We start from the raw sequence: 13,654 nt of genomic DNA, 5'->3' as shown, positions 1-13,654 counted from the left end.
GTGTAATTTTATAGAAAATATTGACAAACATATATTTTGTGGATATAATGTACGTGTGTAATGAAACATTAATTTAATATGAATATTTTAAGGTGCTTCAAAATGAAGATAATAGGGAAAAAGGTTCAAAGCCTTTACAGCCCCCGCTACTGTAAGTAGGGATGAAATCTAGTAAACACTGGCATATTGCTGGGAAGTTTAGAAAGTAAATTGATCTACGAGTCAGGAAACCTGCCTTAAAGTAATTAACAACAACTTCGGTGGGAAGTATGTGGTAATATTTGTTTACATAAAAGTTATAGCGCTTACTAATATTAATTTTTTTTGTCAATAGTACTAGCTAGCCTTATGTAAATTCAATATGGTATTATCTTAACCTGCATGTTGTTGCAGGTTTTTTTATTGCAAATTTTAAAATTACTGCAATAAAATAAAATATAAATTAATGTATTTTACTAAATCGAAGGAGGTGTGACATGGGGAAAATTATTATTTTATGTGCCATGTTTTTGATGGTTATCTTTTTCTTTAAATGGAAACGTCGGGATGGCCACACCCATGGGGATAGAAAACATCATCACCGCCATAGAATAGGACATAGACACGGTGAAGGGTTTTCAATTGATTTTTATGCTTATACTTCTAAAATCAGACATTGGAATCCTACTTTTAAAGTATCTCTTTCTGTTGTGACACTGATTCTTTGTATTGTATTGGACAACCCCTATGTATCTACCATGGTCATTATTGCAATGGCTTATCTTACCATTGTAAAAGGAGAGCTTCCAATACGTGAATACTTGTCAATATTGGCAGTTCAAATCGGCTTTATCCTCCTTGGTACTTTTACCATTGCTATTGATTTTTCAAAGCAGCCAATGGGGCAGTATAACTTTTATCTTGGTTTCTGCTATATGTTTACTTCTCAGGCAAAGCTTAAGAATGTGATCTTCTTGATTCTGAAGGTTTTTGCAGCTATCAGTGCCTTACAGATGATGATACTGTCAACTCCATCCTCAGAAATTATATATGTGCTTCGAAAGGCACATGTGCCAAAGCTTATTATAGAACTGATGAATATCATTTACCGTTACATTTTCATTTTAATGGATGTCTATACTAAAATGAAAAACTCTGCGGAATCTCGTCAGGGATACTATAATTTTAAAACTTCCTGCTATACATTTGGAAGCATTGCAAGCAATATGCTGGTTATTTCGTTAAAAAAGGCAGGCTCCTATTATGATGCTATGGAGGCCAGATGCTATGACGGAGATCTTATATTTTTGGAGGAAGATAAAAGGATAGAGACAATACAGATTGTTACATCAGTAGCATTCATAATTTTTTTAATTCTACTCTGGGACTTTACAAGATAGAAAGGAGTAATTATGAAAAAACCAATATTAAAGGTTGAAGATCTATACTATGTCTACGGAAATGGAGAGGCTGCACTGAACGGCGTAAGCGTGGATATCTATGAAGGTGAGAAAATCGCTGTCATTGGTTCAAATGGATCCGGAAAATCTACATTTTTCTTGAACATTAACGGTGTATTTACACCGGAACAGGGAAAAATCACTTACCGAGATACAGTTGTTAATAAAAAGAATTTAAAGGAGCTTCGAAAAAATATCGGAATCGTATTTCAGGATGCGGATAATCAAATTATCGCATCAACAGTTAGGGCAGAAGTTGGATTTGGGCCAATGAATTTAAAGCTTCCAAAAGAGGAAGTACAGGAACGTGTTGATAAAGCATTGGCATATATGAATATTTCGGATTTCAAGGATCGTCCACCACATTATTTGAGTGGAGGTGAAAAAAAGCGTGTCACCATTGCGGATATCATTGCCATGAAACCAGAAATCATCATTTTTGATGAACCAACAGCAGCACTGGATCCTTTAAATGCATTGATGTTGGAAGAAGTTCTGGACAAGCTTGGTTCTGAGGGTAAGACAATGCTGATTTCTACCCATGATGTAGATTTCGCATACAGATGGGCTGAAAGAGTCATTGTATTCTGCCATGGTAAAATTATCGCAGATGGAACACCGTTAGAAATTTTCCAAAACAGGTCAATTTTAAAACAGGCAAATCTAAAACAGCCAACCATGCTGGAGGTCTATGAATTGCTTGTAGAAAAACATCTGCTGGAGAATACAAAAGCTTATCCCAAAAGTACACAAGAATTTAAGAAAATGCTTGAAAAACAGGAAATTTTTCTAGGTGTTTTAGCTTAGATTAATATAAATTAAAACAACATAAGGGGGAGAAATAAAATGAATCAAAAAGAAAAGAGAATTGTCGCTATTATGACGGTTTTTGCGTTAACTTTCGGAGTAGATACCGTAGCAAACGCAATGCACATTATGGAAGGATATCTTCCACCAAAGTTCTGTATTATATGGGGTGCTATCTGCGTTCCATTTTTAGTAACAGGTTACTTATCAATTAAGAAAACATTGTCCGAAAACCGTAAATCCATTACTATTCTTGCTATGGCAGGCGCATTCATTTTCGTAATTTCATCTTTAAAGATTCCATCAGTAACAGGAAGTTGTTCACATATGACTGGTACTGGACTTGGCGCAATTTTATTCGGACCAACCGCAGTCGGCATCCTAGGTATCATTGTACTGATTTTCCAGGCAATCCTGCTTGCTCATGGAGGATTGACATCTCTTGGTGCTAATACATTTTCCATGGCTATTGCAGGTCCATTAGTTTCTTATGGAATCTATAAATTATGCGAAAAGTTGAAAGTAAATAAACATGTAGGTGTTTTTTTAGCAGCAGCAATAGGTGATTTATTCACCTATTGTGTAACCAGTATTCAGCTTGCACTTGCATATCCATCTCAGAACGGTGGTGTCGCAGCATCTGCAGCCAAGTTCCTTGCAGTATTTGCGCCGACACAGCTTCCACTTGCAATTATCGAAGGTATTTTGACTGTTGTCATCATTATAGGTCTTGAAGCATATGCAAAATCTGAGTTAACAGGTCTTGGATTTTTAAAGAGAGGTGAAAATTAATGGCAAAGACAAAAAAGAAGGTTATAATCTTATTAGTAATTGCTGCATTAATTGCTATTATACCATTATTTACATTAAAGGGTGCCGAATTTGGTGGCTCCGATGATGCAGGAAGCCAAGTTGTTTCCCAGATTACAGGTACTGAGTATAAGCCTTGGTTTACGCCTGTTATGGAAACTTGGATTGGTGGAGAACTACCAGGGGAAATTGAGAGTTTACTCTTCTGTGTACAGACAGGTATTGGAGTAGGTGTTCTAGCCTTCTATATGGGAAGATTAGTAGAGAGAAAAAAAACAAGAAAATCAGCAGAGTAAAATCGCATAATGTTTTCATATACTCATATACATTGAAAGATAAAGAAATAACGGTACTGCAAAAAGCAGTGCTTGATTAGAGCCTTGTCCAGTTCTATACTGGATGGGGCTCTTATTTTACTATAGATATATTAAATATTGACAATATGTGACTAAGGATTGTGATAATTTTAACATTTTTAATATAAACCGCTATGATTAATTAAATAAAATTAAATTATTCGTAAAAAATACGAAAATACTTGTACATTTGGTACATATACATTGCTTTTTACGGATGCTATTATAATATCATAAAGCAAGGGAATTCAAATAAGTAGTTAATTTATAATCTAGAGAAGCGAGGTGTATAGGAATAATGAATACTAATATTTCTGATAAGGTGAATACGAATGATGTATATGAAAATGATAGAAATCATGTAATTCATTCTTGGTCGGTACAATCTAAGCTCAATCCTTTAGTAGTTAATGAAGCAAAAGGATGCTATTTCAAGGATGACAAAGGAAAAGAATATTTGGACATGGCCGCTCAGCTGGTAAATCAAAATATTGGTCATCAGCATCCAAAGGTTGTTCAAGCTATAAAGGAACAAGCAGAAAAGCTTTGTTACATTGTTCCAAGTTTTGCTACAGAATCTCGTAGTTCACTCGCTAAGTTATTAAGTGAGATTACACCAAAAGGCATAAATCATTTCTTTTTTACCAATGGTGGAGCTGATGCAAATGAGAATGCTATTAAGATAGCAAGAATGGCAACGGGAAAATGGAAGGTTATTTCACGCTATCGTTCATATCACGGCTCTACTTATGGAGCAATAGCAATGACAGGAGATCCTAGAAGGCCGCCAGTTGAACCTGGGATGCCTGGTGTTGTTAGAGTATTTGATCCATACTGTTATAGATGTACCTTTGGCAAAGAACATGGTAAATGCAACATGGAATGTGTAAAGCATATTGAAGAAACAATTATGTATGAAAATCCTGATACTGTAGCAGCAATAATTATAGAAGCTGTAACTGGATCTAATGGAATTTTTATTCCTCCAAAAGAATACTTTACTGAACTTAGAGCATTATGTGATAAATATAAGATACTCCTTATTGTTGACGAAGTTATGAGTGGCTTTGGCAGAACTGGAGAATGGTTTGGTATTGATAACTTTGAAGTGCTTCCTGATATAATGACAATGGCAAAAGGTATAAATTCTGGTTATATACCATTAGGTGCTGTAGGTTTATCTGATGAAGTTACAAAAGCTATCTATGATAAAAATCTTTTCTGTGGTCTCACATATAGTGGTCATCCTGTAGCCTGTGCGGCAGCTGTTGCAACCATAAAAGCCTATAAAGAAGAGAAAATAATTGAAAATGCAAAATTACAAGGTGCTTTAATGACAGAGCTTTTAGAAGAACAGATAAAGAAGCATAAATGTATAGGTAATGTGAGAAATATAGGTTTATTTGGCTGTATAGAACTTGTTAAGAATCGAAATACTAAAGAACCTATTGTTCCATGGAATGGAAGTGGAGAAGTAACGGATAGAGTGAAAAAATCATTGATGGATGATGGTATTTATATGTATATTAGATGGAACTATATCTTCATTGTACCACCTTGTATAATCAACGAAGAAGAAATGAAAAAGGCATTTACTGCAATAGATAAAGCTTTAGATATTGCTGATGGCTATGTAGAGTAATAATTTACGCTATACATCCATAATTAAACAAAACTGAATTTTAATTACAAATAATTTAATGTATAATTAAATATAATAGTGTATTGATTATATTTTAAAATACTGTATACAGTGAGGTTGAATTATGGGTGTTAGAATTGATCAGTTGATAAATTTACCTGAATTAAAGGATTTAAAGCTAGTAGGCGGAAATAAGGGAGTTTCTAAAATAGTAACATGGGTCCATGCTTTGGAAACTCCAGATCTTATAAAATACGTAAAAAATGATGATTTAATAATGCTTACAGGTATAGGAATTCTAAACAATACATTAGGTTTAATTGAAATGATAGAAGGACTAATTGAAAAAAAGGCATCAGGACTTATTGTAAACACTGGCAGATATCTTACAGAGATCCCTGCTGAAGTAAAGAAACTTGCAGATAAAAATGATTTTCCAGTATTTGAAATTCCTTGGGAAATTAGTTTAGCTGAAATAACAAGAATTATATGTGGGGATATAATAAAAAGACAGTTGGAGGAGATTGCCTGTCAAGACTTATTAAAGAATATCATATTTAATAACAAGATTATTTATGAAGATTTTATAGAAAAGATTTCGGCCTATGGTTATAGCTATCTAAATTCATTTAGAATAATTATTGTAAAAATGAATAAGCTTGAAAAATATCTATCCTTTAAAAATATTGAAGATGAACAAAACATAGTTCATGTCAAGAACTGCTTGCTAAGAACGGTAAATAATGCAGTTTGGGATCCTAGGTATAGAGCTATAAGTTTTTTACAAAATGACTCTATTGTATTGCTTATAATTAATGAAAAAAATAAGTTTACTAATTTAAAGGATCTTTCGCAGATTATTAGAGAAAGCATTAAAAATGGTTTTCCCGATGTCGGTATAAGTATAGGGATTGGTAATGCTTATACAGAGTTTTCAGGAATAAAAAAGAGCTATATAGAAGCAGAGAAAGCTTTAAAAGCAATAAAGTCAGAAGAACATATGGGTGAAACCATGTACTATTCAAATATAGGAGCATATAAGCTGCTTACTGAAATAGAAAATATAAGCAGTTTAAAGGAGTATTACGACGCCACAATTGGAAAATTAGAACAATATGATGCACAAAATGGTACAGATTTCACCAAGATATTTTATATATTCCTTCAAGAAAATGGACATTACGTACAAACAGCACAGAGGCTTTACATGCATAGAAATACATTGATATATAAAATCAATAAAATACAAGAAATATTGAAACAGGATCTAACAGATGTAAAGGTAAGAGTAGAATTTTATCTTGGATATCTGATAAAACAGATGAATGACTTTTAATATTAAAATAATTATATTATTGCGCACGCAAATGTAGGAGGGTTACTATGAGCGAAGTAAAAAAATTAGGGTTTTTTGTTAATGGAAAATTTCATGAATCGAAAACAGATAAATATATGAATGTATTTAATCCAAGTACAGGGGAAGTATTAGCACAGGCACCTTGCTGTACAGAAGAGGATGTTAACTTTGCAATAAAGGCAGCAAGCGATGCATTTCCTTCCTGGTCTCAACAACCTGTAATGAAAAGAGTACAAGTATTATATAGATTTAGGGAGCTTATAGATGAGCATGCTGAAGAGCTCACTAGGATGGTAGCAACAGAGCACGGAAAAGTGTTGGAAGAATCAAAAGGAGACATAATGAAAATTAAGGAGTGTGTAGAATTTGCATGTGGTGCTCCTACATTAATGATGGGAGAATCACTTATGGATACCTCTACAGGATACGATACTGTTCTATATCGTGAACCTTTAGGAGTTTTTGCAGGTATAGCTCCATTTAATTTTCCAGGTATGGTGCCAATGGGATGGATGGCTCCTCTTTGTATAGCAGCAGGAAATACTATTGTTATAAAAGCATCTTCAATGACACCTATGACTGCTTTAAGATGTGCAGAACTTTGGAAAGAAGCTGGTCTTCCAGATGGTGTTTTAAATATAGTTACCTGTAGCAGAAAAGAAGCTGAGATATTCTTAAAACATCCTGATATAAAGGGTATAACCTTTGTTGGATCAACTTCTGTTGGCTTGCATATATATGCAACAGCAGCAGCTAATGGTAAGAGAGTGCAAGCGTTATGTGAAGCAAAAAATCATGGACTTGTGTTAGAAGATGCAGCATTAGAAAGAACAGCTCGCGGCATTATAAACTCTTCTTTTGGATGTGCGGGAGAAAGATGTATGGCTCTTCCAGTGGTAGTAGCTCATGAAAGTATAGCAGATAAGCTAGTAGAACTTATTGTACAATATGCAAAGGAACTTAAAGTAGGTCCTGCATATGATGAAAAATCCCAACTTGGTCCTGTAGTAACAGAAGAACACAGAAATTTTGTGTTAAAATGGATAGAAAAAGGATTAGAGCAAGGAGCAAAACTTTTATTAGATGGCCGCAATACCTCTGTAGAAGGATATGAAAAAGGCTTTTATCTTGGACCTACAATACTTGATCATGTAACTCCAGAGATGACAGTAGGAGATAGTGAGATATTTGGGCCAGTATTATGTATAAAGAGAGTTAAGAATTTTGAAGAAGGACTAAAAGTTATGAATAACAATCCATTTGCAAATGGGTCAGTAGTGTTTACACAAAGCGGATACTATAGTCGTGAATTTGCTAGGAGAACCCATGGCGGCATGGTAGGAATAAATGTAGGAATTCCAGTTCCAGTAACAATGTTTCCATTTACAGGTCATAAAAATTCCTTTATTGGTGATTTGCATTGTTTAGGTAAAGATGGAATAAGATTTTATACAGAAACTAAGGCAGTAACTACTAGATGGTTTGATGAAGATGAGATGAAGAATACTAAGGTAGATTCCTGGGATGGATCACTAGGAGGAAAATAAATTAATCTGTTGTGCTAGTTAAAGTTACTTTAACTAGCACAACAAGTTTCAAAATTACTATTTATTCAATGATGGCATAGAGTAAATGATATCACCTAAAAGCTCTGCCTCTTTCATATCATGAGTTACAAGAATAACAGTTCGTCTATCCTCTCTATGAAGCTTTAAGAATTCATCTATTATTTCCATTTTTAACTTATCATCTAGCCCTTTAAAAGGTTCATCCATTAAGAGCAATCTACTTTTATAAGCAAAAGCCCTAGCTATAGCAACCCTTCTTTTCATACCTCCGCTTAATTTGCTTGGAAGTTTATGTTTATATTCAGATAGCTTAACCATGTTTAAATATTTATTTATTATAGTATTCATATCTTCTTTACTCATTGTAGACTTCAATACAAAGGCTATGTTTTCATAAACTGTAAGATGAGGAAGAAGTCTATCCTCCTGAAATATGTATGATATACTATTGTTAGGTGAAATTATTTGTCCGTTATAGTCTTTTTCAATACCACCTATAATGTTTAAGAGTGTAGTTTTTCCGCAACCAGAAGGACCTGTAATAACAGTAATTTTATTTTTTGTAAAATTCATACTGAAGTTGTATAGAACTTTATGATTCTCATAGGATTTACATAAGTCTTTTATTTGCACTTCGTAATTATTTAATAGTTCCATAAATACCATCCTCTATCGACTGAAGTTATTTTTTTGAAGATGCCTTAATATAGAGTTTAAATATATGTTCAAAGATAAAGCTTAGCAAGACGACTACAATAGTCCATGCAAAGAGCTCTGCTGTTTCTAAAGTTGACTTAGCATTTAGTAGATTCAAACCTATAGAATATTTTGGAGTGCTTAAAACTTCAGAAGTCACAGAAACTTTCCATCCAAGACCTAAACACATCAATATTCCAGAAATGATATAATGGCTTATTGAAGGCAAATAAATGTCCTTTATTATGTATTTATTCTTTACTTTATATACATTAGCCATTTGAACCAATTGTACATCTACAGATTTTATTCCATGAAGCACATTAGTATATATTATTGGAAAGCACATTAGTATAGTAGTAAATATAGGTACATGGGAAGACTTAAACCAAACTAAAGCTAAAATTATTATGGACATAACAGGAGTAGATTTTATACATACAATTAGTGGCTCTAATAATTCTTCTATAAATTTATTAGCTCCTGCAATAACCCCTGTTAACACCCCTACGCCTATTGATAAAAAAAGCCCTAATATAACTCTAAATACACTGCTGAAAACACTTTCCCAGAAATAACTTTTTCCAATAAGCACTATTAAGACCTTTAAAACTTCAATGGGAGAGGGAAGTAGGATTGGTTTATTAATAAAAAGGGAGCAAAGCTCCCAAATTAACACCCAAAATATTAATATTCCTATTTTTCTAGTTTCCTTTGTAATAGAAATTTTCATCTGGTAGTTTTCCTCCAATGGATTTTGGATCATTTTGTTCTAAAACTTTATAGAATTTATCTAAGGAATCTTTGCCATCCTTTGCGTTTATAAATACTATATTGCACTTTGGAATAGCCATTTCTGCAATTTTAGCATTTGGAAGTATACCATTCTTTTCTATAAGCTTTGCTGCATCTTCTTTATTTTTATTTACAAAATCTACAGATTCTTTATATTTAGTTAAGAATTCTTCTGCGTCTTTTCCTCTTTTTTCTAAGAAGTCTTTTCTAAATACTAAGGTTCCCATTACTAACTTACTATTGCCTTGTGATACTTTTTCCCATTCTTTAGTTAAATCTATAGCTACTTGCAAGTCTTTGTCCTTCATTTTTGTCGTAGTTACAAAAGGTTCTGGTAAAACAGCTATTTTAACTTCCTTTGAAGCTACTGCTGTAGCTAGATCACTATGCTGCATTTTGTACTCAATTTTAACATCTTTATCTGGTTCCAGACCGTTTTTCTTTAATATGTAATTAAGTACAAACTCTGGAGTTGAACCTTTTCCGCTAGAATAAATGGTTTTTCCCTTTAAATCTTTTATATCTTTTATTGTGTTACCATTTTCAACAATGTATAGAATTCCTAAGGTGTTTATACCTGCTAATTGAATTCCACCTTTTGTTTTATTATATAAAACCGGTGCAAGGTTAGATGGTACTGCAGCACCGTCTAACTCGCCGTTTACAATTTTAGATACTAATTGGTCTGGTGAATCAAATAGTGTAATATCATAAGCATCCTTGTTTTCCTCCATAAGTTTAACTATACCCATACCTGTAGGTCCTTTTAGTGCGGCTATTTTAACTTTTTCCTTTTTAGTTTCCTTAGAAGCTTGTCCAGTAGTGCCGGAGTCCTTTGAGCAGCCTATTGCAAACAATGTTGAAGCTACAAGCATGAATGCCATAAGCAATGTTCCTATTCTTTTTTTCATAATATCCCTCCTGTCCTATAGGCTTTAATATTTATAAAAGCCTTATAGACTTTATGTTTTGCTCCAAATATAATTATATAACAAATCACCATTTGTATCTATATATTGTAAATTTTTTATCCGATAATTACCAGCTATAATACTTCCATCTTATTATATAAGTACAAAGTTTATATAATCATGCTAAGTTTTTAAATGATTTTAAGGTCTATAATGTAGGAAAATAAAGTTAAAGATATTTAATTCTAAAATTTTAGGATATGATTTGAGTTTAATTATGTATATAATATATTATGTTGGTTAAATAAACTAGGGAATTTTATTCATAAAAAAACAAAGGAGATTTAGAAGATGAGATGTAAGACATTTATAAGTAAATTGTTATTTATGTTTTTTGTTGCATCTATAATCACAGCTGTACCTGTGGGAAAGGCTCATGCTGATGCTTATAAGGTTGTAACGTTAGGAGCAGATTTAACAAAACAACAAAAGGAAGACATGCTAAAGTATTTTGGTGTTACTAAGGAAGAAGCTAATATATTAGAAGTTAATAGAGATGAGGAAGTTAAGTACCTTGGTGGTGTTGCTTCTGAAAAACAGATAGGAACAAAGTCCATATCCTGTTCTTATGTAGAACCTACTACAAAAGGCGGATTGAAGATATCTACAAACAATATATATTGGGTTAATGAAAATATGATAAAAAATGCTTTGATTACTGCAGGTATAGAGAACGCCAATGTTAAAGCATCAGCTCCTTTTAATGTATCTGGTACTGCAGCACTTACAGGAATATTGAAAGGATTTGAAAACAGTACTGGTGGTAAAAAGATTGATGAAAACAAAAAGAAAGTTGCTAATGAAGAAATAGTTACTACTGGTAATTTAGGTGAGAAAATTGGACAAGACAAAGCAGCTAGTTTAATAAATGAAGTAAAAAAAGAAGTTATCAAAGAAAAGCCTAAAAATGAAAAAGAAATAGAAAAAATAGTGTCGAATGTAACTAACAATTATAACATTAATTTAAGCAATGATGATATTAAGAATATAACTTCCTTAATGGGTAAGATAAATGGATTGAATTTGGATTTTAAACAGATGAAAAATCAGCTAAATGATGTAACAAATCAACTAAAACAAAACTTAAATAGTGATCAAGCTAAGGGTTTCTTTAGTAATCTATTTGATGGAATTAAGAACTTTTTCTCAAAGCTTTTTTCCTAGATTATAGTAAAAATATTAAAGTATATAAGCAACATCCTATACTGAAAAGCCTAAAGCCTTAGGTTTGGGAATATCTAATGCTAAAATTGCTTAAGATAATTCAAAGTTCAAAATAGCAAAGACAGTGCACAACCTTTATAAAAATAAGGGTGCACTGTTTTTATTTACTATACAAAATTACACTTTTATGTAGATACGAGTATTATGACTAAGATATGAAAAACAAGGTTATCATAGAGTATATAATAGTAAAAAATAAAAATAGAAAAGTTTCACCGCAGAACTAAAGTGAAATTAAATTTATTTAGTTTATAAAAACATAAATTATTTAAATATATAAAATATAATTGAGTAATTATGTTTTAATATGATATTATTATCAATTTGAAGGGAGCAGTACAGATGAAAATAGTTGTTATAGGATGTACACATGCTGGAACTGCAGCAATATTAAATGCAGCTAGATTATATCCAAATGCAGAAATTGTTGTATATGAGAGAAATGATACAATTTCATTTTTATCCTGTGGAATTGCACTATATGTAGGAGGAATAATTAAAGATCCCAAAGGATTGTTCTACAGTTCGCCTGAAAAGTTGGCGGAATTAGGAGTATGCACTAAAATGTCTCATGATGTATTAGATGTTAATGTAGATGAAAAGAAGCTTAAAATTCGTAATTTGAAAACAAATGAAGAATTTGAAGATACCTTTGATAAATTAATAATAACAACAGGTTCATGGCCAATAGTTCCTAAAGTTGATGGAAGTAAGTTGGAAAATATACTAATATCTAAAAATTACTACCATTCAAACATTATTATTGAAAAATTCAAAAAGGCTAATAATATAGTAGTTGTGGGAGCTGGATATATAGGTGCTGAGTTAGTAGAAGCATTTCAGATAAATGGTAAAGAAGTAACATTAATTGATAGTCAAGATCGTATTTTGAGTAGATACTTAGATAAAGAATTTACAGATATAGCAGAAAAGGCTCTTTCAGACCATTCTATAAAACTAGCATTAGGTGAAACTGTTATGAGATTTGAAGGAGTAGACGGAAAGGTTTCAAAAGTAGTTACAAATAAAGGTGAATATGAAGCGGATCTAGTAATACTTTGTATTGGATTTATACCAAGTACAGAGTTATTTAAAGGTCAGCTAGAAATGCTGAATAATGGTGCTATTGTAGTAGATGAATATATGCGTACGAGTAAGAAAGATGTATATGCAGCTGGGGATAGTTGTGCTGTGAGATATAATCCTACAGGAAAACAAGAGTATATTCCGCTAGCTACAAATGCAGTTCGTATGGGAACATTAGTTGCTAGAAACTTGATAAAACCGACTACTAAATACATGGGAACTCAAGGGACTTCTGGAATTAAGATCTATGACTACAATATAGCTTCCACGGGGTTAACTGAAAATTCAGCTAAAGCATATGGTATTGACATCAAAACTGTAATGGTTAAAGACAATTATCGCCCAGAATTTATGCCTACTTATGATTCTGCACAATTGAAAGTAGTTTATGAAAAAGAATCTAAAAGAATTTTAGGTGCGCAAATTATTTCAAAAGCAGATTTAACTCAGTCTATAAACACAATGTCAGTGTGCATTCAAAATGAAATGAACATAGATGAATTGGCTTTTGTTGATTTCTTCTTCCAACCGCATTACAATAAACCTTGGAATTTATTAAACTTGGCAGGATTAAGTGCTGAATAATGTTAAAACTAGCAAAGGGTACCTCATTTACTTATGAGATACCTTTTTTATTTCAAAGTATATTTTCTGAAACTTCATTATTATGTAAAATATTTTTAAAAAAGCTTAAAAAGGTATTTAAAAAATTTTTAAATATGGTATAATAAATTTAAAATTGGTAACGTTACCAGAAACGTTACCGAAAACGTTGCCGAAAATAGTAATCATAAAATATAAAGGTACAAGCAATTGAAAATATTATTAAAGATAGCTTTTACAGGTTTTATTTTACAGAATTTAAGTAAACGTTGTAAAAATATCTTTAGAGGAGAGTTATTA

Annotated in this window: 12 protein-coding genes and 1 riboswitch; of the genes, 9 read left to right on the top strand and 3 right to left on the bottom strand. The window is 32.2% G+C overall.

The genetic code is table 11. From position 1 onward, the window contains the following. Nucleotides 1–73: 73 nt before the first annotated feature. Nucleotides 74–254: riboswitch (cobalamin riboswitch) on the top strand. A 222-nt stretch (nucleotides 255–476) separates the two neighbouring features. From cbiQ to RCG18_RS27290, 7 genes are all read left to right on the top strand, one after another. After that, on the top strand, nucleotides 477–1,379 hold the full coding sequence (cbiQ, locus tag RCG18_RS27320; RefSeq protein WP_308039114.1) for a cobalt ECF transporter T component CbiQ: 903 nt from the start codon (nucleotides 477–479) through the stop codon (nucleotides 1,377–1,379). 12 nt (nucleotides 1,380–1,391) lie between these two features. Continuing rightward, on the top strand, nucleotides 1,392–2,246 hold the full coding sequence (locus tag RCG18_RS27315; protein WP_308039113.1) for an ATP-binding cassette domain-containing protein: 855 nt from the start codon (nucleotides 1,392–1,394) through the stop codon (nucleotides 2,244–2,246). A 39-nt stretch (nucleotides 2,247–2,285) separates the two neighbouring features. Further along, nucleotides 2,286–3,038, top strand: coding sequence for an energy-coupling factor ABC transporter permease (locus RCG18_RS27310; RefSeq protein WP_308039112.1), 753 nt, complete (start codon nucleotides 2,286–2,288; stop codon nucleotides 3,036–3,038). Then, nucleotides 3,038–3,352, top strand: a complete 315-nt coding sequence (locus tag RCG18_RS27305) for a cobalt transport protein CbiN (protein WP_308039111.1) — start codon at nucleotides 3,038–3,040, stop codon at nucleotides 3,350–3,352. The genes RCG18_RS27310 and RCG18_RS27305 overlap by 1 nt, the downstream gene beginning before the upstream one ends. A 358-nt stretch (nucleotides 3,353–3,710) precedes the next feature. Continuing rightward, on the top strand, nucleotides 3,711–5,054 hold the full coding sequence (locus RCG18_RS27300) for an aminotransferase class III-fold pyridoxal phosphate-dependent enzyme (RefSeq protein ID WP_308039110.1): 1,344 nt from the start codon (nucleotides 3,711–3,713) through the stop codon (nucleotides 5,052–5,054). Nucleotides 5,055–5,178: 124 nt separating this feature from the next. Continuing rightward, a complete protein-coding gene (locus RCG18_RS27295) occupies nucleotides 5,179–6,390 on the top strand; it encodes a PucR family transcriptional regulator ligand-binding domain-containing protein (protein ID WP_308039109.1) in 1,212 nt (403 codons plus the stop codon). A gap of 47 nt (nucleotides 6,391–6,437) precedes the next feature. Continuing rightward, complete coding sequence (locus RCG18_RS27290) at nucleotides 6,438–7,958, top strand: CoA-acylating methylmalonate-semialdehyde dehydrogenase (protein WP_308039108.1); 1,521 nt, start codon at nucleotides 6,438–6,440, stop codon at nucleotides 7,956–7,958. A 57-nt stretch (nucleotides 7,959–8,015) separates the two neighbouring features. Here the strand turns inward: RCG18_RS27290 and RCG18_RS27285 are convergent, their stop codons facing one another. Genes RCG18_RS27285 through RCG18_RS27275 form a run of 3 tightly spaced genes read right to left on the bottom strand, consistent with a single transcriptional unit; the run spans nucleotide 8,016 to nucleotide 10,381 of the window. After that, on the bottom strand, nucleotides 8,016–8,636 hold the full coding sequence (locus RCG18_RS27285) for an ABC transporter ATP-binding protein (protein WP_308039107.1): 621 nt from the start codon (nucleotides 8,634–8,636) through the stop codon (nucleotides 8,016–8,018). A 25-nt stretch (nucleotides 8,637–8,661) separates the two neighbouring features. Next, nucleotides 8,662–9,408, bottom strand: a complete 747-nt coding sequence (locus tag RCG18_RS27280) for an ABC transporter permease subunit (protein WP_308039106.1) — start codon at nucleotides 9,406–9,408, stop codon at nucleotides 8,662–8,664. After that, complete coding sequence (locus RCG18_RS27275) at nucleotides 9,380–10,381, bottom strand: ABC transporter substrate-binding protein (protein WP_308039105.1); 1,002 nt, start codon at nucleotides 10,379–10,381, stop codon at nucleotides 9,380–9,382. The genes RCG18_RS27280 and RCG18_RS27275 overlap by 29 nt, the downstream gene beginning before the upstream one ends. Nucleotides 10,382–10,732: 351 nt before the next feature. Here RCG18_RS27275 and RCG18_RS27270 point away from each other — a divergent pair, with 351 nt between their 5' ends. Both RCG18_RS27270 and RCG18_RS27265 read left to right on the top strand, forming a co-directional pair. Further along, entirely contained in the window at nucleotides 10,733–11,605 is an 873-nt protein-coding gene (locus tag RCG18_RS27270) for a DUF1002 domain-containing protein (RefSeq protein ID WP_308039104.1), read from the top strand. Nucleotides 11,606–12,007: 402 nt separating this feature from the next. Continuing rightward, entirely contained in the window at nucleotides 12,008–13,336 is a 1,329-nt protein-coding gene (locus tag RCG18_RS27265) for an FAD-dependent oxidoreductase (protein ID WP_308039103.1), read from the top strand. Nucleotides 13,337–13,654 lie beyond the last annotated feature (318 nt).

The sequence above is a fragment of the Clostridium sp. OS1-26 genome (genome assembly GCF_030915445.1).
Lineage (GTDB): Bacteria > Bacillota > Clostridia > Clostridiales > Clostridiaceae > Clostridium_AM.
The sequence above is the reverse complement of the archived record's forward strand: the minus strand, read 5'-3'. Positions and strand labels throughout refer to the sequence as shown.